This is a genomic window from Mesorhizobium sp. WSM4841 (genome assembly GCF_055811515.1).
In genome coordinates this window covers 1-20,530 of sequence record NZ_JBVVQC010000056.1, presented here as the reverse complement: position 1 = coordinate 20,530, position 20,530 = coordinate 1, and the positions used below count along the sequence as shown (strand labels likewise).

Here is a 20,530-nt window from a genome sequence, read left to right as displayed (position 1 = left end):
GACGGTGACCGCAAGGACAGGGGCGAACGCAAGCCACGCGAACGCCACGCCAGGCAAAGCGAAGCTGCAACACCGGAGGCGGCGCGGCGCGGGGCGCCGCGGCCACGGCGGGGAGCATCGTCCTCTCCGCCCTCGCTGGCGACGACCGTCGACAGGTCGCCATCGTGCCACTCGATCTTGTTGCCGATCAGCCGTTCGATCGCGTCGATGTATTTGGTGTCGGACTTGGTGGCGATCGTGAAGGATTTGCCGGAGCGTCCGGCGCGGCCGGTGCGGCCGATGCGGTGGACATAGTCCTCGGCATGGATCGGCACGTCGTAGTTGAAGACGTGGCTGACATCGGGGATGTCTAGGCCGCGCGCCGCAACGTCCGACGCAACGAGGTAGCGCAATTTGCCGTCACGGAAATTGGCCAGCATCTGCATGCGCGCGCGCTGGTCCATGTCGCCATGCAGCGCGCCGGCGTCGAAATCATATTTCAGCAGCGAGCGGAAAAGCTCCGAGACCTCGATCTTGCGGTTGCAGAAGATGATGGCGTTCTTCAGCTCCGCATCCTCGGCCCTAATCAGATTGCGCAGCGTCTCGCGCTTGTCCCAGGGTTTCGAGCCGGATTTCACCAGCCGCTGGACGATGTTGGTGGCGGCGGAGGCGGCCTTCGAAACCTCGACGCGCACCGGCGCGTGCAGGAATTTCTCAGTGAGTTTGGTGATCTCAGGCGGCATCGTCGCCGAGAAGAACAGCGTCTGCCTGGTGAACGGGATCATCTCGCAGATACGCTCGATGTCGGGGATGAAGCCCATGTCTAGCATGCGATCGGCCTCATCGATGACGAGGATTTCGACGCCGTTGAGCAGAAGCTTTCCGCGCTCGCGGTGGTCGAGCAGGCGGCCGGGCGTCGCGATCAGCACGTCGGCGCCGCGCTCCAGCTTCTTGTCCTGCTCGTCGAACGACACGCCGCCGATCAACAGCGCGATGTTGAGCTTGTGGTTCTTGCCGTATCTGATGAAATTTTCTTCGACCTGCGCCGCAAGCTCGCGCGTCGGCTCGAGGATCAGCGTGCGCGGCATGCGAGCGCGGGCCCGGCCTTTTTCGAGCCGGGTCAGCATCGGCAGCACGAACGAGGCCGTCTTGCCGGTGCCGGTCTGGGCGATGCCCAAAATATCCTTGCCGAGCAAGGCGTGCGGAATGGCGCCGGCCTGGATCGGCGTCGGTTCGGTGTAACCGGCATCGGTGACTGCGGAAAGGACCTTCGGCGACAGGCCGAGGTCTGTGAAGGTCAACGCTTCTTGAGCGATCTGGGCGTCTGAGGACAATTTTGGCTGTCTTTGGCTGGTTCGGGGGCGCAACATAAGCGGTCGCGGCAAGCGCCGCGCGCCTGCAAGATTGGTATTGCAGGTAGGCGCAAGCCCACGATTTGTCAACAGAAACGGGCGCGGATTGGCATGATTGTGAAGTCGTAACCTTAATCGCGATGCTTAATCGAACTGCCCATCGCCGTACCGGCTCAGTAACGGAACTGTTCGGCGAGAATGCGCTCGTTCCACGAATGGCTCGGATCGAACAGCAGCGTCGCCGTCACCGTTGGCGATTCTTGCACCGTAACCGAGGTTACGGCCTTCACCTCGGTGTGGTCGGCGGCGGCGTTCACCGGCCGCTTCTCCGGCTCCAGAATGTCGAAACGGACGGTCGCCTTGTCGGACAACAGCGCTCCGCGCCAGCGGCGCGGGCGGAACGGACTGACCGGGGTCAGCGCCAGCAGCGGCGCGTCTAGCGGCAGGATCGGTCCGTGCGCGGAGAGGTTGTAGGCGGTCGAGCCGGCCGGCGTCGCGACCATCACACCGTCGCAGTTCAATTCCTCCAGCCGCACTTGCCCGTCCACGGTGATACGGATCTTGGCCGTCTGGTAGGACTGGCGCCACAGCGCAACCTCGTTGATAGCCAACGCCGAGATCGTTTCGCCCTCTGCCGTCACCGCCTGCATCTCCAGCGGACGGATCGTTTCGGCAACGGCCGCCGCGATGCGCCCGGTCAATCCGCTGGCGCGGTATTCGTTCATCAGGAAGCCGATGGTGCCACGGTTCATGCCGTAGACCTTTTTTCCCGTGCTCATCGTGTCGCGCAAGGTCTGCAACAGGAAGCCGTCGCCGCCGAGGGCGACGACGATCTCTGCATCCTCGATGGACGCCTGGCCATAGCGCGCCGACAGGCTCTCCAGCGCCGCCTTGGCGTCGGCTGTGTCGGACGAGACGAAGGCGAAACGGCTGGCGGCTTTGTTCATGGCTCCCCAATGTCGACGGTTGGTGGCGACCGGCTGGTGGCGCTCGGTTGCTTGGGCCGCGCCAGCGCCGGGTTAGCATGGGCGGGCAAATCTGCAAAGGGAGGCATGTGGCGCTGCTCGACACGGCGCCGGGAAGAGCTGCCGGTCAGGTGCTCGCGCATCGTGTCAAGTGACAAGCGAATGTGATGGTTAAGACGGAGCTTAAACTCTCGTAAAGCCGGATCGACCATGTTAGCCGGCAGTGGATGGGCGGCGTGGGGGCCAGCCAGTCGGACCAATCTATTGCCGGTAACACGCCTGATTATCATCGTCCTGATGCTGGGAAGTTTTGCTCTTGCCTTTGCCCAACTGGTGCGCCAGTCGGAAGAGACGAGTTTGAGACCCCAGCCCACGGCTTCACGCTGCGGCGATGCCGCCGGCACACCGTGCCCGCAAAGGGCGTTGTGAATTCGCCAGGCACTTCCTGCGATACGAAAGACCGGTGCTTATCGCGCCTGCAGCAGATGGCAGCCGGCCTGCCGCTTTTGTGCGAGATACTCGTCGATAAGCTGGCGATAGCGCACCTTGCCGAAGCTCGGGAAGTGGCCGCCATGCACGACCGCGACTTTGAGCTCGCGCATCCGTAACAGCGTCTCGACATAGTCGTCGACGGCGGAATGATAGACATCGTCGATCAGCGGGCCGTCATAAATGATGTCGCCGGACAGCAGGGTGCCGGTCTTCTTCTCGTAGAGCGCAATGCCGCCGGGCGAATGGCCCGGCGTGTGGATCACCTCGAAGGCGCGGTCGCCGAGATCGATCACGTCGCCTTGTTCGAGCAAGCGATCGGCCGGCGCCGGCAGGATCCCGTAGCGCGCCGTATCCCAGCCTTGCGGCATTCCGTCGAACATTGCGTCGGTGGCATAGCGGTCGGCGAGCGTCCACTCATTGCGCGGATCGGCGAGGATTTCCGCTTCGGCCGCATGCACGCAGCGGTCCGGAAATTCGTGATGGCAGCCGATATGGTCGAAATGGGTGTGGCTCGCCACGCAGGTGAGCTTTCGCTCCGTCACCAGCGGCACATGGCGCCGCAGGCTGAAATGGCCGAGGCCGGTGTCGAACAGAAGATCGTGGTCGCGACCGCTCACATGCCAGATGTTGCAGCGGAAGAACGGCTTGATCCACGGCTCGTGGATCAGCGTCACGCCATCACCCATGCGGATGGTTTCATACCAGTTCGCTGCATCAATGACCGGAAGCGCGCCCATGGCTCAATTCGTCAAAAAGATGATATCGCCAGCGTCGCACGAAACCGCAACGATGTCGCCCGGCCGGACGGCCGCAGCGGCAGCAACCCTGGCGATGAAGTGCAGCGTCGGGTCTTTCTCGGAGACAGCAAGCACGCGCTTGAAGCTGCCTTGAAACACAACGTCGCTCACCTTGGCCGTGCCGAACCCTACAGCGCCGCCGGCCGCGCCGAGGACAAGATGCTCCGGACGGACGGCGAGGGCGACAGTCGTCCCGGCCGGCAATGTGCCGGTCAGCGAAAGCGGTCCGACCTGCGTCGCGACAGTGATTGTTCCGTCCTTCGCCGCCGTTACCGTTCCCGATATCAGCGTGCTTTCACCCATGAAGGTCGCGGAAAAGCGCGTCGCCGGCCGCGCATAGACGCGCTCGGGCGGTCCTTCGTCCTCGATGCGCCCGTCATTCATCACCACGCAATGGTCGGCCAGCGCCATTGCCTCTTCCTGGTCATGGGTGACATGGATGAAGGCTGTGCCGACGCGCTTCTGGATCGCTTTCAGTTCGTCCTGCATCTGCCGGCGCAATTTTAGGTCGAGCGCGCCGAGCGGTTCGTCGAGCAGCAGCACGGCCGGCTCGACGACAAGGGCACGGGCTAGCGCTACACGCTGCCGCTGGCCGCCGGAAAGATGGTGCGGCTTCTTGTCGAAGGCAGTCGCCAGCCCGACCAGCGCCAGCGCCTCGCGCGCCCGCGCGGTCCGTGTCGCGGCATCGATGCCTTGCATGCGCAGGCCGAAGCCGACATTGCTGCCGACGCTCATATGCGGAAACAGCGCATAGTCCTGGAACACCGTCGTCGTCGGCCGCTTCGCCGGCGGAACGGCGGTGCAGTCCTCGCCGCGGATCAGCACCTTGCCTTCGCTCGGCGTGACGAAGCCGCCGAGAATGGACAGCAGCGTCGTCTTGCCGGAGCCCGACGGCCCGAGCAGGATCGTGTAGCTGCCCGGTTCGATCGTCAGCGAGACGTTCTTCAGCACGGTGTGCCGGCCGAAGCGGTGCGAGACAGAGCTTATATCGACCAGTGGCGCGATCATGCCGGCTTTCTCCGCAGCAGCATCAGTTCAAAAAACACCACCAGCACGATGGAGACGGCGAAGACCAGCGAGCCGACGGCGTTGGTCTTGGGATTGAGGCCTGAGCGCAGCAGGTTCCAGATCTCGACCGGCAGCGTCGTGTCGAAGCGCGTCAGCAGGAACGAGATCACGAATTCGTCCCAGGAGAAGGTCATCGACAGGAAGAAGCCGGCGAAGATCGCCGGCGCCATGACAGGCACGGTGATCAGCAGCAGCACCTTCCATTCGGGCGCGCCGAGGTCGCGCGCGGCGCGCTCGATATTGATCTGGTGGTCGCCCATCTGGCTGTAGATGATGGCAAAGCACAGCGGCAGGTTGATAACGACATGGCCGATGCCGGCGGCAAGCAGCGATTTTGGCACGCCGGTCCAGTTGAACAGCACAAGCAATCCCATGCCGATGATGAGATAGCTCACTGTCAGCGGCAACGTGATCAGCCCGCGCATCAGGCCTGAGCCCGGCAGGGCGAAACGCGCAAAACCCCAGGCAGAGAGGAAACCCAGCGCGACGGCTGCAGCTGACGAGAGAGCCGCGACACCAAGCGAATTGACCAGTGCCGAGGTCAGCCGCGTGTCGGCGAGCACGGCGTCGTACCAGCGCAGCGACGGCCCGGTGAAGGGCGGGATCGGAAACGACGTCGCCTGCAGCGAAAACAGCACCAGCACGACCACCGGCAGGAAGATGAAGCCATAGATTGCTACGGCATAGATCCACGACACCATACGGACAAGAGCGCGCATGGTCAGGCCCGCTCGATCTTGAGCCAGCGGGCGCAGGCGAGATAGGCGACAGTGACAACCGCCATCAGGATGATCGACAGCGCCGAGGCGAGCGGAAAATCGCCGCGCCGGCCGATCTGCATCATCACCAGCTGCGGCATCAAAAGCTCGTTGTTGCCGCCGAGAATCTGCGGCGTGATGTAGTCGCCGATGCACAGCACGAAGGTGAGAAAGGCGCCGACCATGATGCCCGGCAAGGTCAGCGGCAGGACGACATGCAGGAACGTGCGCACCGGCCCGGCGCCGAGATCGGCGGCGGCCTTGCGGTAGCTGGGGCTGAGCTGCTTCAGATTGGCGAAGATCGTCAGCGTCAACAGCATGACGAAGAAATGGACGAAGCCGATGATCGTGGCCAGCCGTGTGTTGGCGATCTGCAGCGGCTCGCTGAACAGGCCGGAGCCGGTCAGCGCACGGTTGATCACGCCGTTCTGCGCCAGCACCAGAAGCCAGGAATAGGAGCGCACGACATAGGAGGTCCAGAACGGCAGCACCGCCAGCATCAGCGCCAGCCGCTGCCAGCGCTCCGGCACCTGTTCTGCCAGGATCCAGGCGAAGGGGTAGGCGAGCAGCACCGAAACCACTGTGACAATGGCGGTGACCTGCAGCGAGTTCACCATCGCCTGCCAATAGGCCGGATTATTGAAGAACTGGCTGTAGTTGGACAGCGTGAAGCCGCCGCCGTCATGCGCCGTCAGGCTGGAAAACCCCATGGCCAGAAAAGGCAGCACGAAGAACAGCAGCGTCCAGCCGAGCGCCGGCGTGACCAGCGCCCAGGGCAGGGCACGCCCGGTGTTTCCAGTAGCGCTCACGACCGGCGACCGGTCACTGCGCCTGCAGCATTTCGGTCCAGACGTCCTGCATTTTCTTGTCGAGATCGGCGTTCGGCGCCGGGTAGGGCTGGGCGCGGGCGAGGAAATCCGGCTGCTCGGCGAAGCGCAGGATCTTCTTCTGCTCATCGGTCAGAGCCGCCTTGGTATTCGCCGGCATGCCCCAATAGCAGGCCGAGGTGGCGAGCCGCGCCTGGCCTTCAGGGCTCATGATGTACTGGATGAACTTCAGCGCCATGTCCTTGTTTTCCGAGTCCTTGAACATGGCCAGCGACTGCGACCACAGCACAGCACCTTCTTTCGGGATGGAGAAGTCGAGGGCAGGGTTCTCCTTGGCAAGCCCGGCCGTCACCCACTCACCGCCGCCGACCAGAATGTCGACCTCGCCGGTCGCCAGCGCCGTCTGGCTCGCGGTCACCTCGCCGACCAGCTTGGCGTTGGCCTTCATCTTGAGCAGCTCGTCCTTGATTGCGGGCAGGTCGGCCTCGGTCAATTCGGCAGTCTTCTTGCCGATCGCCAGTGCGGCCATGCCGATGACCGGCAGGTAATAGTCGTAGATGGCGATCTTGCCCTTGTATTTGTCGCCGGTCAGTGCGGCCATCGACTGCATGTCGGCCGGATCGACCTTGGTCTTGTTGTAGCCGATCGTGTTGTAGCCGAACTTTTCGGTGATGCCGTAGCGTTTGCCGTCGACCACGGTGGAACTGTCCATCTTCACTTGGGAAAAGAGGTCGGCGAGCGGCAGCTTGTCTTCCGGCAGCGGCTCGAACAGGCCCTTTTCGACACCGCGCGGTATGTCGATGCTGTCGATCACCATCACGTCCCAGTCGCCGGGCTGCGACTGTTCGACAATCGCCATACCGGCGCCAGTGCCTTCGAACTCCTTGACGTTGACCTTGACGCCATTGGCCTCCTCGAAAGGCTGCAACAACGCCGGATCGGCGTGATCGCACCAGATCAAAGCGTTGAGATCAGCAGCCTGAGCGAAGCTGCCCGTCGCAAGCAGCAGTGCTGTCGCAGCACAAGCGGCGTGGAGATGGCTCTTCAGAACGGAAAGCGGATTCTTGGCAGTTGGATTCGGGGTCGTCAGGTGAATGCGCATCGAGTGTTCTCCCTTGCCTTTTTGGCTTGTGACAAAAATTGAACCAATTCTAAAATTGAGTCAATTCTGTTTTTATGGCAAATAGCCGATATGAGCGGATTGCGGGCAAGGCAAAAGGCGGATCGGCATCGCCGTATCATCGAGGCGGCGGCGGAGCTTTTTCGCGAGGCCGGCTATGAAGGCGCCAAGATCGAGACCATCGCGGCGCAGGCCGAGGTCTCGGTCGGCACGATCTACAACTATTACCAGAACAAGGGCGATATCCTCGGCGCCATCGTTTCGATGGAGGTCGACGAGGTGCTCAACGCCGGGCGCGGCGTGGTTGCCAACCCGCCGGCCAATGTCGGCGATGCGCTCGATACGCTGCTCGGCATCTATATCGAGCACTCGCTGCATTACCTCAGCAAGGAGATGTGGCGTCAGGCGATGGCGATCTCGACGCAACTGCCCGACAGCCCGTTCGGCCAGGCCTATACCGCGCTCGACCGGGCGCTGACCGAACAGATCCGCGCCCTGATCGCCCGCCTGCAGGCGCTCGGCCTGGTGCGCCGCGATATCGACGGGCACGCCTTGGGTGAACTGGTGTTCAACAACATGAACATGATGTTCATCGAGTTCGTGAAGCGCGACGAGGCCAGAATTGCCGAATTGCGCGCCGCGATACGCCGGCAGAACCGGATTCTGGTGGCGGCGATCGCGGTGTGAGGGGCGGGATCTCTCGATGGGATTTCTGGTGGCCCGGACGCCGCTAAGCCGCAATCGCGCAGGATCAAATCAGCTGGTGGTGCGTGGAGCACTCCCGCTGCTGACTTCCCATATCGGCGCGATCGGCGGTTTACCGGGCATGCCTTGGCGGCCGCGCACGCGGAAACGGCACGACGGTCAATGGCGCCTTGCGGAATTCCGCGATGGCTATTTCTTCAATCAGGGAGTCGAGTGCCTCGCCGACGCGTTGGCTCGTTTCGTCCATGCCGCAGAGCCGGTTTTGGGCACACTCCAAGAGCTCGCGCGCTGCAGCGAAGTCGCTTCGCATAACACCACCCGTTGTTTAGCCCACCGCACAGACATTGTCGGCCCGCTAAATTGAGCGATTGCTAATATACACAGGCGCATTTTAATCGAATGGCATTAGAATGGCCGGGAGCAGGAGATGCCGGCCGGTCCGCATCCCTGGTGCTTCCATTGGTTCTGATTGCCTGGGCACGACCCGGAGGACCTAGGGAGGGCATGGGCGCTTTGCGTTGCAGAACGCGGGAGATTAGTCCCGATACGATCTTGGACGGCCGAGAAATTCTCTCGCGGCAGCGATTTGGCGTCGATGCTCGCGAAGGAAGGTCAGGCTGAAACAAATCGAAAAGGCCAGTCCTGAAAGGGTTATCGTTGCTTGCGAGCTTGGATCAGGATCGGGAATCATCAGGAAGCGGAAACCGAACGCCAACGCGAGGGCAGCAAGGCTGCCATACATGCCGCCAATAAAGGGTGCGATCGTGCGTTTCTGCTCCAACGGCGACTCCTATGGTTTCGGCCAGGGGGATACCTGTAGTTCCGCTCAGGAATATATGCGTTGAAGCTGATGTGATACGGCCCGGCCTGTGGAAATCGGGGATGAGCAGATATCGCCTGCCCGTGGGAGGTTCTCACAAGAAGCTGTTTGCTGGTGCCCCCGGACGGAATCGAACCGCCGACCTTCGGTTTACAAAACCGCTGCTCTACCAGCTGAGCTACAAGGGCACGGCGCTCCGGTTAGCATATTTGTTGCGCCAGTAAAGACAAAACTCAGTTTCGGCTGCCCCACGGAGCGCCGGAGCTGCCGGCGCGGGCATCCTGAAAACGGCCAATTCGCCTCCTATATTGGCCGAAGGTGCAATCGCATAGGCGAGGGTGTCGCATGATCAGACTTGTCGTCATTGCCCTGGTCGTCGTCGTGGCCAGAGCGGACCGTAAACCCTCTTCACCGCGAGGATTCCCGTCATGGCTAGAGAAGGGTCTCTGAGAAGATCGGTGTTGACTAGGGCTCGGCGGCTCGGACGAAAGATCCTGCGCTGGCTGGAGGGAGACAGCCGATCCCAACAGCTCAGAGACGAAGTTCTGTTTTGGAGACACTGGTTCTCCACTCAGGGATCATTCTGGCCAGAGGACTACAAGGAACGTCTTGACCCCAATTTACCAATTCAGGATCACGTTGGGCGATATGTCGACAGGTTGACGACCAACCCAGTTTACATACTCGATGTCGGCGCTGGCCCCTTGACGAAGCTCGGCAAGGTTCATGCCTCGAAAGAGATCATGATTACTGCAACTGACCTGCTGGCATCAGAATATGATCAAGTTCTGAGAGATTTTTGGATCCAACCTCTTGTGCGAACAGTCTTTGGTGACGCCGAAAATCTTAACACCCAATTTGGCGATTGCAGTTTCGACATCGTGCATGGACAGAATTGTATAGACCACACGGCTAGTCCACTCGAGGCAATACAACAGATGCTCTCGGTCACAAAACATGATGGTTTCGTCGTGCTTTATCATGCTGAAAACGAAGGAAAGACGGAATCGTACAAGCAGCTGCACAAGTGGGACTTCACATGTGAGAAAGGACATTTCGTTATCAGAGGGCCTGGACCGGGTGGGGATGCGGTGGATGCCACTGAGGCGCTGGCCGCGGTAGGGTCTGTTGAATGTAGCTTGGATGACGGCGCGGTGCTTGTTGCAATCCGAAAGCATCCGCAAAGACGTCAGTGATATCTGGCCAACCTGCTCGCAGGCGGGCCCTCCTATTCGGGGGGCGTGGGATTCAGATAGCGGTCACCTGAAGTACCACGGGTAACACTTCGGTTCCGCTTCGCTCAACTTCCATCCCGCAATGGCGGCGGAGACATCTAGCATGTACGTCTGGTTACCCCGTGTCGTTACCCTTACTGCGGAAGAACAAGACAAATGGCCGGATTATTTCTAGTATTTGATTTTGTTGGTGCCCCCGAACGGAATCGAACCGCCGACCTTCGGTTTACAAAACCGCTGCTCTACCAGTTGAGCTACAAGGGCACGGCGCTCCGGTTAGCATGTTGCGCCAGTAAGGACAAAACTCTGTTTTGTCGGCGAACGCGCCGGAGCTGCCGGCGCGGGCATCCTGAAAACGGCCAATTCGCCTCCTATATTGATCGAAGGTGCAATCGCATAGGCGAGGGTGTCGCATGATCAGACTTGTCGTCATTGCCCTGATCGTCGTCGTGGCCTGGATTCTGCTGGTGAAGCTCATCAAGGATTTGAAGGGCGCTAACGTCGACTGGACCGGCGTCACCACCATTATCGGCTTCATCGCGCTTGCCTTCTGGCTGCGCCATATCACCGGCATGGGCTGAGGCCTCCCGCCGGTGCGACTGTCGATCGGCGCTCTCGCCGGTCGTAATTTGCGCGCCTGACTGCAAACCTGTTCAGTTCGGCCGCTTTTGCGCTTTTGAAAAAATCCAAAAAAACCGTCGAACCTTTTTCCTTGCTGCAACGACTGATGGTCAAGAGGCGGGATGGATCGCCTCTCAGACAACGCAGCAAGGAGATCGTCATGTTCAAGCGCACCATCGTTTCCGGCCTCATCGCCACCACTGTCGCCGCCGCCATGCTGGCCGGCACCGTTCAGCCTTCGGCCGCCCATCACAAGCACCATCACAACAAGCACCTTGGCATCGGCATCGCCGCCGGCGTCGGCGGCTTCCTGCTCGGCAGCGCGCTCGCCCAGCCGCGCACCGTCTATATCGAGGAAAATGGCGGCTCATGGCACGTCCGGCGCTGCCTCAACCGCTATCAGAGTTACGATCCGTACTCGGACACCTATGTCGGCTACGACGGCTACCGTCACCGCTGCCGGCTTTGAGGGGAGGTGAACCGTTTCAGGCAAGGGAAAAAGGGGCACCCACTGCCCCTTTCAGCTGTCTGGGTTGCAAAATTGAACCCGGCACCGCAACCGGTTCCAGCGAGGGATGTACAGGGATTTTTCGACAGCTTAGTCTGGCGGTGAAGGCACCAGAGGGAGAGGGACGCTTGGACGAGCACGAACCCAAGGAAGAGCAGATTGAGACGGATTTCCGCAACGGCACGATCACCACCGTCGGCATTCTACTGGCTTTCTCGCTGGGCTTCATCACGCATTGGGCCGCCAACCCGCTCCCTTGGGAAATCTATCACCTGGCAGCCGTCGTGCCGATTTTGATAGGCATTGCCTTGCAGATACGAGCGCTGCGGTTGCTGCTCGACACAACGTCTCTACAGCGACGCGTCTATGAACGCGCCACCCGCATCTTCATCGCCGGCCTCATCTTCACCGCCTGCGGAGTTGGGCTGGCGATGCTGCTTGATTTCTACGACCTATCGACCAAGAGCGCGGTGCCCGGGGCCTAGCTCATCCTGACAGATGTCGCACCATTCGGCGCCGGTCAGCGCTGCCATGCGCTCGACGCCTATTTTCACCGCTGCATTGGTTGCGCCGGCCGCTGGCACGACCTGATCGTAGGCGCGCAGCGATACGTCGCAATAGACCGGCAACGGCGAGGCGAGGCCGAAGGGGCAGACGCCGCCAATCGGATGGCCAGTGATTTCGGCCACCTGCTCGGCATCGAGCATGCGCGGCTTGCCGCCGAATGCATCGCGCGATTTGCGATTGTCGATGCGCGCGTCGCCGCGGGCGACAACCAGCATGACCCGGTCACCGACGCGCAGGCAGATGGTCTTGGCGATCTGCCCCGGCTCGACGCCGTGCGCCTCGGCCGCGAGCGCGACGGTCGCCGAGCTTGTCGGCGTTTCGATCACCTCGATGTCGGGGGCATATTCGGCGAAGAAGGCTTTGACGGATTGGAGGCTCATGCGTCTTTCGGGCGTCGGCTGGCGGAAGGTGGACGCAAACTTGGCCGTAGCCGGGCGGCTGTCAAGGTGAGCGCGCAGCGCCAATCTCGAAGAGTGAACCCGGTTCGGCGGCGCGGCTTGGTGAAGAAGGGGGCGGCAGACCACCAATCATCCTGGTTATTTCCGTTGCGGCTTCGCGCACCAGGGGGCCGATCTCGGCCAGCCGCTCCGGCGTCACCCTCACCGTCGGTCCCGAAACCGACACGCCGCCGATCGGCTCGCCGAACTCGTTGAAGATGGCGGCGGCCACGCAGCGCATGCCGGGGTGCCGCTCCTCGTCGTCGACCGACCAGCCGCGCAGCTTGATCGTCACCAGATCGCGGGCCAGCGCCGAGATGTCGGACAGCGTCTTTTCGGTGAAGCGCTCCAGCCCGGCCCGACGCAGGATGGCGCCGACGCGCTCCGGCTCGAGATGCGCCAGCACCGCCTTGCCGATGCCCGACGCATGGAAGGAACTGCGCGTGCCCGGCCGGAAAAAGGCGCGGATCGCCTGATGCGTCTCGACCTGGCTGACGAAGACGACGCAATCGTCCTCGGCGACGCCGAGATTGGCGGTCTCGCCGGTCTTCTCCATCAGTTCCTGCATAACGGTGCGGGCGCGGTCGACCAGTTTGCGGCGGCGCAAGAACGCCGCGCCCATGCGATAAGTCTCGACGCCGATCGACCAGAGCTGATCGGTGCCGTCGAACTCGACCATGTCGTGGTTTTCCAGCGTCGTCAGCATGCGGTAGGCGGTGGAGGCGGGGAGGCCGCTCTGCGCGGCGATCTCGCTCAGCGACAGACCGCTGCCGTCGGCGACGATGGCGAGGATGCGCAGCGCCCGGTCGAGCGACTGCACCGAAGCGGCGTCGGACGGACCGTGGAAGGCACGCGGCCGCCCGCGCTGCCGTTTTTCGGTGGTTTCCATGGCGGCATTCTTGCCGATTTCGCCAAATGCGCAATGAAAAAGTTTTTCACTAATTTGCCAGGCAGTTTTATGGAAAACGGAAAACACAATGAAATCAGAATGTAGTCGCCGGTTCTTCGAAATGAAAAAATATTTTGAAAAAATTGAAAAATAGCCGGCGCACTGGCATTCTCGGCCAGCAACAAATTCCGTGGAGGCTGACATGGCCAGGATGCGCGCGGTCGACGCAGCGGTTCTCGTTCTCGAAAAGGAAGGCATTTCCTGCGCCTTCGGCGTGCCGGGTGCGGCGATCAACCCGTTCTATTCGGCGGTAAAGGCGAGGGGTACGATCCGTCACATCCTCGCACGCCATGTCGAGGCGGCATCGCACATGGCCGAAGGGTATACCCGCGCCAAGTCAGGCAATATTGGCCTGTGCATCGGCACTTCAGGCCCGGCCGGCACCGACATGATCACCGGTCTCTATTCGGCCGCGGCCGATTCCATCCCGATCCTCTGCATCACCGGCCAGGCGCCGCGGGCGCGTCTCAACAAGGAGGATTTCCAGGCCGTCGACATCGCCGCCATTGCCGCACCGGTCGCCAAATGGGCGGTCACCGTCATGGAACCCTACCTCGTGCCGATGGCGCTGCAGAAGGCGTTCCACCTGATGCGCTCGTCGCGGCCGGGGCCGGTTCTCGTCGACCTGCCGGTCGATGTGCAACTGGCCGAGATCGAGTTCGACATCGATGCCTATGAGCCGTTGGTGCCGTTCAAGCCGGCAATGTCACGCAGCCAGGCTGAGAAAGCCTTGGCGATGCTCAACGCGGCCGAAAAGCCTGTCATCGTTGGCGGCGGCGGCATCATCAACGCCGATGCCTCGGATCTGCTGATCGAGTTCGCCGAAGTCACCGGCGTGCCCGTGATCCCGACGCTGATGGGCTGGGGCGCGATTCCCGACGACCACCGGCTGATGGCTGGCATGTGCGGGCTGCAGACATCGCATCGCTACGGCAACGCGACGATGCTCGAGGCCGATTTCGTCTTCGGCATCGGCAACCGCTGGGCCAACCGCCACACCGGCTCGGTCGATGTTTACACCAAGGGCAAAAAATTCATCCATGTCGACATCGAGCCGACCCAGATCGGCCGTGTCTTCGCGCCGGATCTCGGTGTTGTCTCGGATGCCGGTGCGGCACTGAAAATGCTGCTCGACGTCGCCACCGAGTGGAAGACGGCGCGGAAACTGCGCGACTGGTCGGGTTGGGCCAGAGAATGCCAGGGCCGCAAGAAGACGATGAAGCGCAAGACGCATTTCGACCAGGTGCCGCTGAAGCCGCAGCGCGTCTACGAGGAGATGAACAAGGCATTCGGCCGCGACACCACCTATGTCACCACGATCGGCCTTTCGCAGATCGCCGGCGCGCAGTTCCTGCATGTCTACAAGCCGCGCAACTGGATCAATTGCGGCCAGGCCGGCCCGCTCGGCTGGACGCTGCCGGCAGCGCTTGGCGTTCGCGCCGCCGACCCGCAGCGCACCATCGTGGCGCTGTCCGGCGACTATGATTTCCAGTTCATGATCGAGGAACTGGCAGCCGGAGCGCAGCATAAATTGCCCTATATCCATGTCGTGGTGAACAATGCCTATCTCGGCCTGATCCGCCAGGCGCAGCGCGGCTTTTCGATGGATTTCGAAGTCAGCCTCGCCTTCGAGAACGTCAACCGCAAAGACGATCCCGAGGCCGGCTATGGCGTCGACCACGTTGCTGTCGCCGAGGCCATGGGCTGCAAGGCGGTTCGGGTGCGCAGGCCGGAGGAATTCGCCGGCGCCTTCAAGCAGGCGCAGCGCCTGATGAAGGAGCATCAGGTTCCAGTCGTGCTCGAATTCATCCTCGAACGTGTCACCAACATTTCGATGGGCACCGAAATCGACAAGATCACCGAATTCGAGGAGCTTGCCGAACATCACGAAGACGCACCCACGGCGATCGTCATGCTGGATTAAACTGTGCTGATATTCAGGTGATGCCGGCCTGCAAACGGCGGTTTCTTGGTACTTCCGGTGCCCGCGTACCCAAAAGTACGCTCCGCTCCGGTTCTCGGAACCCACCTGGTTTGGTCGCTTCGCGCCCGTCTTCGACTCCGGCTCGGCCTGACTTGAACCTCGCCACAGCGTGGGCCGGGCGAAAACAAGGAGAAAAAAGATGCCACGTTTTTCAGCCAATCTCTCGATGCTCTTTGGCGAGCACGAGTTCCTCGACCGCTTCGATGCCGCCGCCCGCGCCGGCTTTAAGGGTGTCGAATATATCGGCCCTTATGACCATGCGCCGGAGGTGGTTGCGGCGAGGCTGAAGAAAAACGGCCTGACGCAGGTGCTGTTCAACCTGCCGGCCGGCGACTGGGCCAAGGGCGAGCGCGGCATTGCCGTGTTGCCGGATCGTGTTCCCGAGTTCCGGCAAGGCGTCGCCAAGGCGATCACCTACGCGCATGCGCTGGGTTGCGAACAGGTCAACTGCCTCGCAGGCATCGCGCCGCAAGGCCTTGAACGGAGCATGCTGGAAGACGTCTTCGCCGAAAACCTGGCTTTCGCAGCGGAGAAGCTGGAGCAGGCCGGCATCAGGCTGTTGATCGAGCCGATCAACACCCGCGATATTCCGGGCTTCTTCCTGAATTATTCGGACCAGGCTCTGGCGCTCATCGACCGCGTCGGCTCGAAGAACCTGTTCCTGCAATACGACATTTATCACATGCAGATCATGGAAGGGGATCTCGCCCGCACCATCGAGGCCAACCTCGGCCGCATCGCGCATATCCAGCTTGCGGACAATCCCGGCCGTCATGAGCCGGGGACGGGCGAGATCAATTTTCCTTTTCTGTACAGTCACATTGACCGTATCGGCTATTCCGGCTGGGTCGGGGCGGAGTACAAGCCGAAGGGCGGGACGGAAGCCGGACTGGGATGGTTCAAGGAATTGGCCGGGCAGGGCAGTGCGGCGGCGTAGGGGTCAAGGATTATTGAAGTCGAGTTCCTTCGCGCCCCCCTCTGGCCTGCCGGCCATCTCCCCCACAAGTGGGGAGATTGGATGTCACCGCCGCTTTCGCCAATTTTCGAGGTTGGAAAAGTCAAATGCCGGCGCCGGAACTGCCACCCGTGGGGGAGATGGCCGGCAGGCCAGAGGGGGGCGCCACGGAACGCGGCCTCAACAAGGAAACACCAGGGAGATAATCAAATGGACACCATCGGTTTCATCGGCCTCGGCATCATGGGCGCGCCGATGGCGGGGCATCTTCTCGACGCCGGCTACACCGTTGTCGCCAGCGACCATCGCTCGAAACCGCCGGCCGATCTCGTCGCCAAGGGTCTGAAGACCGTCACCGGCCATCACGCCGTTGCGAAAACGGCCGACATCGTCATCACCATGGTTCCCGACACGCCTGAGGTGGCCGACGTGCTGTTCGCCGACAACGGCGTCGCCTCGGGTTTGACCGCGGGCAAGTTGGTCATCGACATGAGTTCAATCTCGCCGATCGAGACCAAGGTTTTTGCCAGGAAGATCAACGACCTCGGCTGCGACTATCTCGACGCGCCGGTGTCGGGCGGCGAGGTCGGCGCCAAGGCCGCGTCGCTGACCATCATGGTCGGCGGCGAGGAAAAGGCCTTCGAGCGCGCCAGGCCGGTGTTCGAAAAAATGGGCAAGAACATCACGCTGGTTGGCCCCAACGGCGTCGGCCAGACCACCAAAGTCGCCAACCAGATCGTCGTTGCGTTGACCATTGAAGCGGTCGCCGAAGCCCTTGTTTTTGCATCGAAAGCCGGTGCCGATCCGGCCAAGGTCCGTCAGGCACTGATGGGCGGGCTGGCCGCCTCGCGCATCCTCGAAGTGCATGGCGAGCGCATGATCAAGCGCAGCTTCGCGCCGGGCTTCCGCATCGAATTGCATCAGAAGGATCTTAATCTCGCGCTGGAAGGGGCAAAAGCGCTTGGCGTTTCGCTGCCCAACACCTCGACGACGCAGCAATTGTTCAATTCCTGCGCGGCCAATGGTGGCGCCAAGGAGGATCACTCGGCGCTGGTCAGGGCGCTGGAGCGAATGGCGGGACATGGGCTAGGGGAATAGGGCAGTAGGGCAGTAGGAAATGTCTAATCACGGCATGCGGCAAACTTGCACGTCCCTACTCCCTTACTCCCCTACCCCAAAAACTTCCTCGCCGCATAAAGGCTCACCGCCGCGGCGTTCGACACATTCAGCGAGCGGATGGCGCCCGGCATGTCGAGCCGGGCGAGCGTCGTCACCGTCTCGCGGGTCTTCTGGCGGAGGCCCTTGCCCTCGGCGCCCAGCACCAATGCGATCTTTTCTCCCGAAAAACTCTTCTCGAGTTCCGCCGGTCCGTCGGAATCGAGGCCGATGGTCTGGAACCCGGCCTCGTGCAACTGGCCGAGCGCGTCGGCAAGGTTCTTCACCTCGATCTGGTCGATATGCTCCAGCGCGCCGGAGGCCGACTTCGCCAGCACGCCGGATTCATGCGGGCTGTGGCGCGCCGTAGTGATCAGCGCGCCGGCGCCGAAGGCGACCGCCGAGCGCAGGATCGCGCCGACATTGTGCGGGTCGGTAACCTGGTCGAGGACCAGCACCAGCGTTGTATCGCCGAGCGCGTCGAGGCGCTTCGGTTTTAGCGGCTCGGCTTCGATCAGCACGCCCTGATGCACGGCATCGGAGCCGGTGACCTTGTCGATGACTTTCGGCTCGACCATCTCTGTCTCAAAGGGCAGTGCGGCGAGGTCGGCAATCGCCAACCGCTCGGCGGCGTTGCGCGTCACCAGCATCTTCTTGATCCGCCGGCGCGGATTGTCGAGTGCCGCCCGCACCGTGTGCAGGCCGTAAAGCCGCACCAGGCCGTCCGGGGCTGTCTCTCCTGGCGGCACCGGTTGGCGCGGCCTGAACGCCGGCGCGCCGCCGCTTTTCTCATCGCGATGCGCACGCCGCAGCTTGGCGTAGTGGGTGTCTTTCGGGGTCTTGGGCTTGTTATTGTTGCTCATGGCCGGTTCTATAGCCGTGTCGTCTGTCTATGGATACAGCCGGATACCCTGCTCGGCGGGTCGTCAAGAAATTCAGCGCGTTTTGCCGGGATGTTGCGGTTGACAGTTTTGGGCGCTGCCGCCATAAGGCGCTTCGCGAAGGGCTGCTCACGCGGTTGCGACGCGTCGATGCCTCGTTGCATGGCTCCGGCGGCAGACTGGAGAGGTGCCCGAGTGGTTAAAGGGGACGGACTGTAAATCCGTTGGCTATGCCTACGTTGGTTCAAATCCAACCCTCTCCACCACTGCCGGCCCGGAAGCCCTGAAACGCAAAGCATCGGACCGAAAAGTGCATAGCGGTTTTCGGGTGAAAGGCGCGGGTATAGCTCAGTGGTAGAGCAGCAGCCTTCCAAGCTGAATATGCGGGTTCGATTCCCGCTACCCGCTCCAAGCATGCTGTTGAAGTCATTATCGAAAATAACTTCCTTGAAAATGCGCCGTGTCACTGCGTGTCACTGTCTGTGGCGGTTCTGTAGTGCCTGAGCGGCAATGCCGTCATCGGTCTTCAGTCGGCGCCTCCGGCGACATGCTCTTCATATTGAGGCAGGTCGTCGGCGATCGTGAACCACTTCGCCTTGGAGCCGACAAAGATGTGCTGGGTCGCGCGGATGGTCGGCTCGTCGACGAGGGTTCCCATGGCGACGTGCACGAAGGCGCCGTCGCGGACGACCGAATAGAGCAATGAGCCGCAGGTCTTGCAGTGCACGTCGTGGCCGGTCTCCTCGCCAAAGATCAGGAGGTTGTCCTCGCCCATGGTCAGGCTCAGTCTCTCACGCTCGATGCCGGCAAACGGCTTGAAGGCCGAACCGGTGGTGCGCCGGCAGTTCGAGCAGTGGCAGTTGGCGGCGTAGATGAACTCGTCGGCCACCGCGTATTGCACGGCGCCGCACAGGCATTTTCCGGCAAGCATGCGGTTGCCGACGTTCTCCTGGCTTGTCACAGGTTTCTCCATTTTTTACGGGCAGCGGCCAAGTTGAAATTTGTGGTGTAACCGTTGTTTTCGTCACCACTGCCCAAATTATGCGACGACGGTCAGTCGGCGCCTACGCTCGTCGAGCGACACGATGGTCAGCCCGCTGGCCACCACCAGCAGGATGCCGCTGATCGCCAGCGCGTTCGGCAATTGCTGGAACACCACCAGCCCCGAAATGACCGCCCAGACGGTGAAGCAGTAGTAGAAGGGCGCCACCACCCCGGTCGGCCCGGCGCGATAGGCCATGAAGATGAAGAAGTGGCCGAAGATCAGGAACAATCCGGCCCCAGCCAACAGCAGCAAATGATGCGTCTCCGGCATCACCCAACGCTCGGACATCAGATGCGCAACGCCTGAGCCAAATAGCACCACCACCACCGCGGAAATTGCGACGATCATTCCAGGCACGTCGGCGGCGACCCGCCGCCCGGCGAGATCGCGCGCGGCGGCGAATGCCGCATTGCCGAGCGCCAGCAAGGCGTAGACCGAGATGCCCTGCATGGTTGGCTGCGCCACCATCACCGCGCCGATGAAGCCGAGCCCGATCAGCGCCATGCGCAGCCCGCCGATCCGTTCGCGAAACAGGATAGAGGAGCCAATCAGCATGAGCAGCGGAGTGATCTGCCCCAGGGCGGTCGAATCGGCGATCTGCATGTTGGCGAGCGCCACCACGTAGCAAAGGATTGCCGCCAGCTCGAGCAGGTTTCTTTGCACCACTCTCCGCTCGAGGATCAGCGGGATCTGCCTGGCGTAGCCCAGCGCAAACAGCAACGGGATGCCCCAAAAGCGTTGCCGCCGTCCCGCGCAAAAACAGCACTTCATAGGGCGGCAGCCCCACCGTCGCCAGCTTCATCATGGTGTCGTTGGCGACATAGGACCCGGTCGAGAGGATCATGAACAGCGGGCCGCGGATGGCGATCGGAATGAAATGCATCGGATCAGGAAATCAGACCGGCGCCACACCGGCAATGGGCCAGATCCGGCTGTAAATCCGGCAAGCGGACAGGCGGGAGCGGCGATGTCCACCCGCTGAATACCAGTACCCGCGAAACCTATCTCCGGCCATTCCATTCCTTCTTGTTCGTTCCTATATCCGCGCCACATCCCCGAAAACCGGATCATGGGTTCAGACCGGGTGAGAAAGCCCCGGCCACAAGGCACTTGTGTTTTTCGGCCGCAGTCGCTAATCGCCCCGCATTCGACTGAACTGAAGGTCCAGGCCGTCCAAGGAAAGAGACTATGGCAAAAGGTAAATTCGAGCGTACAAAGCCTCATGTGAACATTGGCACGATTGGCCACGTCGATCATGGCAAGACGTCGCTGACGGCGGCGATCACCAAGTATTTTGGCGAATACAAGCG

The 20,530-nt window shown here is 61.7% G+C and carries 23 protein-coding genes and 4 tRNA genes; 12 read left to right on the top strand and 15 right to left on the bottom strand.

Going from position 1 to position 20,530, the window contains the following annotated elements; translation table 11 throughout:
* From AC0L14_RS33605 to AC0L14_RS33575, 7 genes are all read right to left on the bottom strand, one after another.
* Positions 1-1,313, bottom strand: a 1,313-nt coding sequence (locus AC0L14_RS33605) for a DEAD/DEAH box helicase (RefSeq protein ID WP_473752092.1), incomplete at its 3' end; no start/stop codon positions are given.
* A 191-nt stretch (positions 1,314-1,504) separates the two neighbouring features.
* Positions 1,505-2,278: an NAD kinase gene (locus AC0L14_RS33600; RefSeq protein ID WP_473488688.1), complete on the bottom strand. Its 774-nt coding sequence runs from the start codon at positions 2,276-2,278 to the stop codon at positions 1,505-1,507.
* 485 nt (positions 2,279-2,763) lie between these two features.
* The gene (locus AC0L14_RS33595; RefSeq protein WP_473488689.1) at positions 2,764-3,525 is read right to left on the bottom strand and encodes an MBL fold metallo-hydrolase; all 762 of its coding nucleotides are present in this window, start codon (positions 3,523-3,525) and stop codon (positions 2,764-2,766) included.
* A 3-nt stretch (positions 3,526-3,528) separates the two neighbouring features.
* Positions 3,529-4,593: an ABC transporter ATP-binding protein gene (locus tag AC0L14_RS33590; RefSeq protein ID WP_473752091.1), complete on the bottom strand. Its 1,065-nt coding sequence runs from the start codon at positions 4,591-4,593 to the stop codon at positions 3,529-3,531.
* Entirely contained in the window at positions 4,590-5,372 is a 783-nt protein-coding gene (locus AC0L14_RS33585; RefSeq protein ID WP_473752090.1) for an ABC transporter permease, read from the bottom strand. The genes AC0L14_RS33590 and AC0L14_RS33585 overlap by 4 nt, the downstream gene beginning before the upstream one ends.
* Before the next feature lie 2 nt (positions 5,373-5,374).
* Complete coding sequence (locus tag AC0L14_RS33580; protein ID WP_473752089.1) at positions 5,375-6,220, bottom strand: ABC transporter permease; 846 nt, start codon at positions 6,218-6,220, stop codon at positions 5,375-5,377.
* Positions 6,221-6,233: 13 nt separating this feature from the next.
* Positions 6,234-7,340 (bottom strand): polyamine ABC transporter substrate-binding protein, encoded by a 1,107-nt coding sequence (locus AC0L14_RS33575; protein ID WP_473752088.1) that lies wholly within the window; start codon positions 7,338-7,340, stop codon positions 6,234-6,236.
* 90 nt (positions 7,341-7,430) lie between these two features.
* Between AC0L14_RS33575 and AC0L14_RS33570 the strand changes: the two genes are divergently transcribed.
* Positions 7,431-8,045, top strand: a complete 615-nt coding sequence (locus AC0L14_RS33570; RefSeq protein ID WP_473752087.1) for a TetR/AcrR family transcriptional regulator — start codon at positions 7,431-7,433, stop codon at positions 8,043-8,045.
* Positions 8,046-8,061: 16 nt separating this feature from the next.
* Complete coding sequence (locus AC0L14_RS33565) at positions 8,062-8,427, top strand: hypothetical protein (protein WP_473752086.1); 366 nt, start codon at positions 8,062-8,064, stop codon at positions 8,425-8,427.
* Positions 8,428-8,598: 171 nt separating this feature from the next.
* Here AC0L14_RS33565 and AC0L14_RS33560 read toward each other — a convergent pair whose 3' ends face one another.
* Both AC0L14_RS33560 and AC0L14_RS33555 read right to left on the bottom strand, forming a co-directional pair.
* Positions 8,599-8,844, bottom strand: coding sequence for a hypothetical protein (locus AC0L14_RS33560; RefSeq protein ID WP_123151014.1), 246 nt, complete (start codon positions 8,842-8,844; stop codon positions 8,599-8,601).
* A 151-nt stretch (positions 8,845-8,995) separates the two neighbouring features.
* A tRNA-Thr gene (locus AC0L14_RS33555) sits at positions 8,996-9,071 on the bottom strand.
* Between the two features lie 240 nt (positions 9,072-9,311).
* On the opposite strand from AC0L14_RS33555, the gene AC0L14_RS33550 reads away from it, so the two are divergent.
* Complete coding sequence (locus AC0L14_RS33550) at positions 9,312-10,079, top strand: class I SAM-dependent methyltransferase (protein WP_473752085.1); 768 nt, start codon at positions 9,312-9,314, stop codon at positions 10,077-10,079.
* 227 nt (positions 10,080-10,306) lie between these two features.
* Here the strand turns inward: AC0L14_RS33550 and AC0L14_RS33545 are convergent.
* Positions 10,307-10,382: transfer RNA gene (locus AC0L14_RS33545), tRNA-Thr, on the bottom strand.
* Between the two features lie 149 nt (positions 10,383-10,531).
* Here AC0L14_RS33545 and AC0L14_RS33540 point away from each other — a divergent pair.
* The 3 genes from AC0L14_RS33540 to AC0L14_RS33530 all read left to right on the top strand — a co-directional run bounded on the left by AC0L14_RS33540 (position 10,532) and on the right by AC0L14_RS33530 (position 11,732).
* Positions 10,532-10,699 carry a hypothetical protein gene (locus AC0L14_RS33540; RefSeq protein ID WP_473546378.1) on the top strand — a complete coding sequence of 56 codons (168 nt, stop codon included), beginning with the start codon at positions 10,532-10,534 and terminating at the stop codon, positions 10,697-10,699.
* A gap of 200 nt (positions 10,700-10,899) precedes the next feature.
* A complete protein-coding gene (locus AC0L14_RS33535; protein ID WP_473488698.1) occupies positions 10,900-11,208 on the top strand; it encodes a BA14K family protein in 309 nt (102 codons plus the stop codon).
* A 167-nt stretch (positions 11,209-11,375) separates the two neighbouring features.
* Entirely contained in the window at positions 11,376-11,732 is a 357-nt protein-coding gene (locus AC0L14_RS33530; RefSeq protein WP_095489666.1) for a hypothetical protein, read from the top strand.
* Here the strand turns inward: AC0L14_RS33530 and AC0L14_RS33525 are convergent.
* Complete coding sequence (locus tag AC0L14_RS33525; RefSeq protein WP_091591224.1) at positions 11,700-12,194, bottom strand: YbaK/EbsC family protein; 495 nt, start codon at positions 12,192-12,194, stop codon at positions 11,700-11,702. The two genes, AC0L14_RS33530 and AC0L14_RS33525, sit on opposite strands and share 33 nt — an antisense overlap.
* Positions 12,195-12,255: 61 nt before the next feature.
* Positions 12,256-13,140: an HTH-type transcriptional regulator BhcR gene (gene bhcR / locus AC0L14_RS33520; RefSeq protein ID WP_473752084.1), complete on the bottom strand. Its 885-nt coding sequence runs from the start codon at positions 13,138-13,140 to the stop codon at positions 12,256-12,258.
* 202 nt (positions 13,141-13,342) lie between these two features.
* Between bhcR and gcl the strand changes: the two genes are divergently transcribed.
* The 3 genes from gcl (at position 13,343) to AC0L14_RS33505 (ending at position 17,237) form a co-directional block, all read left to right on the top strand.
* On the top strand, positions 13,343-15,124 hold the full coding sequence (gene gcl, locus AC0L14_RS33515; RefSeq protein ID WP_473752083.1) for a glyoxylate carboligase: 1,782 nt from the start codon (positions 13,343-13,345) through the stop codon (positions 15,122-15,124).
* 199 nt (positions 15,125-15,323) lie between these two features.
* Positions 15,324-16,121, top strand: a complete 798-nt coding sequence (gene hyi / locus AC0L14_RS33510) for a hydroxypyruvate isomerase (protein ID WP_473752082.1) — start codon at positions 15,324-15,326, stop codon at positions 16,119-16,121.
* Positions 16,122-16,202: 81 nt separating this feature from the next.
* On the top strand, positions 16,203-17,237 hold the full coding sequence (locus AC0L14_RS33505; RefSeq protein ID WP_473752081.1) for a 2-hydroxy-3-oxopropionate reductase: 1,035 nt from the start codon (positions 16,203-16,205) through the stop codon (positions 17,235-17,237).
* Positions 17,238-17,308: 71 nt separating this feature from the next.
* Here the strand turns inward: AC0L14_RS33505 and AC0L14_RS33500 are convergent, their stop codons facing one another.
* Positions 17,309-18,157 (bottom strand): TrmH family RNA methyltransferase, encoded by an 849-nt coding sequence (locus tag AC0L14_RS33500; protein ID WP_473752080.1) that lies wholly within the window; start codon positions 18,155-18,157, stop codon positions 17,309-17,311.
* 199 nt (positions 18,158-18,356) lie between these two features.
* Here AC0L14_RS33500 and AC0L14_RS33495 point away from each other — a divergent pair.
* Positions 18,357-18,441, top strand: a tRNA-Tyr gene (locus tag AC0L14_RS33495).
* A gap of 71 nt (positions 18,442-18,512) precedes the next feature.
* A tRNA-Gly gene (locus tag AC0L14_RS33490) sits at positions 18,513-18,586 on the top strand.
* Between the two features lie 115 nt (positions 18,587-18,701).
* On the opposite strand, the gene AC0L14_RS33485 is transcribed toward AC0L14_RS33490, so the two are convergent.
* Together AC0L14_RS33485 and AC0L14_RS33480 are read right to left on the bottom strand one after the other, a co-directional pair.
* A complete protein-coding gene (locus AC0L14_RS33485) occupies positions 18,702-19,148 on the bottom strand; it encodes a GFA family protein (protein ID WP_473752079.1) in 447 nt (148 codons plus the stop codon).
* Between the two features lie 66 nt (positions 19,149-19,214).
* Complete coding sequence (locus tag AC0L14_RS33480; RefSeq protein WP_473752078.1) at positions 19,215-19,940, bottom strand: DMT family transporter; 726 nt, start codon at positions 19,938-19,940, stop codon at positions 19,215-19,217.
* Positions 19,941-20,408: 468 nt separating this feature from the next.
* On the opposite strand from AC0L14_RS33480, the gene AC0L14_RS33475 reads away from it, so the two are divergent.
* Positions 20,409-20,530, top strand: a 122-nt coding sequence (locus AC0L14_RS33475) for a GTP-binding protein (RefSeq protein ID WP_246677656.1), incomplete at its 3' end; no start/stop codon positions are given.

Bases quoted from the DNA above. Each gene is read 5' to 3' on its own strand.
- AC0L14_RS33590 (WP_473752091.1), bottom strand. From the start codon at position 4,593: ATGATCGCGCCACTGGTCGATATAAGCTCTGTCTCGCACCGCTTCGGC.
- AC0L14_RS33525 (WP_091591224.1), bottom strand. From the start codon at position 12,194: ATGAGCCTCCAATCCGTCAAAGCCTTCTTCGCCGAATATGCCCCCGAC.
- AC0L14_RS33540 (WP_473546378.1), top strand. From the start codon at position 10,532: ATGATCAGACTTGTCGTCATTGCCCTGATCGTCGTCGTGGCCTGGATT.
- AC0L14_RS33550 (WP_473752085.1), top strand. From the start codon at position 9,312: ATGGCTAGAGAAGGGTCTCTGAGAAGATCGGTGTTGACTAGGGCTCGG.
- gcl (WP_473752083.1), top strand. From the start codon at position 13,343: ATGGCCAGGATGCGCGCGGTCGACGCAGCGGTTCTCGTTCTCGAAAAG.
- AC0L14_RS33585 (WP_473752090.1), bottom strand. From the start codon at position 5,372: ATGCGCGCTCTTGTCCGTATGGTGTCGTGGATCTATGCCGTAGCAATC.
- AC0L14_RS33500 (WP_473752080.1), bottom strand. From the start codon at position 18,157: ATGAGCAACAATAACAAGCCCAAGACCCCGAAAGACACCCACTACGCC.
- AC0L14_RS33485 (WP_473752079.1), bottom strand. From the start codon at position 19,148: ATGGAGAAACCTGTGACAAGCCAGGAGAACGTCGGCAACCGCATGCTT.
- AC0L14_RS33570 (WP_473752087.1), top strand. From the start codon at position 7,431: ATGAGCGGATTGCGGGCAAGGCAAAAGGCGGATCGGCATCGCCGTATC.
- AC0L14_RS33505 (WP_473752081.1), top strand. From the start codon at position 16,203: ATGTCACCGCCGCTTTCGCCAATTTTCGAGGTTGGAAAAGTCAAATGC.
- AC0L14_RS33600 (WP_473488688.1), bottom strand. From the start codon at position 2,278: ATGAACAAAGCCGCCAGCCGTTTCGCCTTCGTCTCGTCCGACACAGCC.
- AC0L14_RS33565 (WP_473752086.1), top strand. From the start codon at position 8,062: ATGGGATTTCTGGTGGCCCGGACGCCGCTAAGCCGCAATCGCGCAGGA.
- AC0L14_RS33575 (WP_473752088.1), bottom strand. From the start codon at position 7,340: ATGCGCATTCACCTGACGACCCCGAATCCAACTGCCAAGAATCCGCTT.
- AC0L14_RS33535 (WP_473488698.1), top strand. From the start codon at position 10,900: ATGTTCAAGCGCACCATCGTTTCCGGCCTCATCGCCACCACTGTCGCC.
- bhcR (WP_473752084.1), bottom strand. From the start codon at position 13,140: ATGGAAACCACCGAAAAACGGCAGCGCGGGCGGCCGCGTGCCTTCCAC.
- hyi (WP_473752082.1), top strand. From the start codon at position 15,324: ATGCCACGTTTTTCAGCCAATCTCTCGATGCTCTTTGGCGAGCACGAG.
- AC0L14_RS33595 (WP_473488689.1), bottom strand. From the start codon at position 3,525: ATGGGCGCGCTTCCGGTCATTGATGCAGCGAACTGGTATGAAACCATC.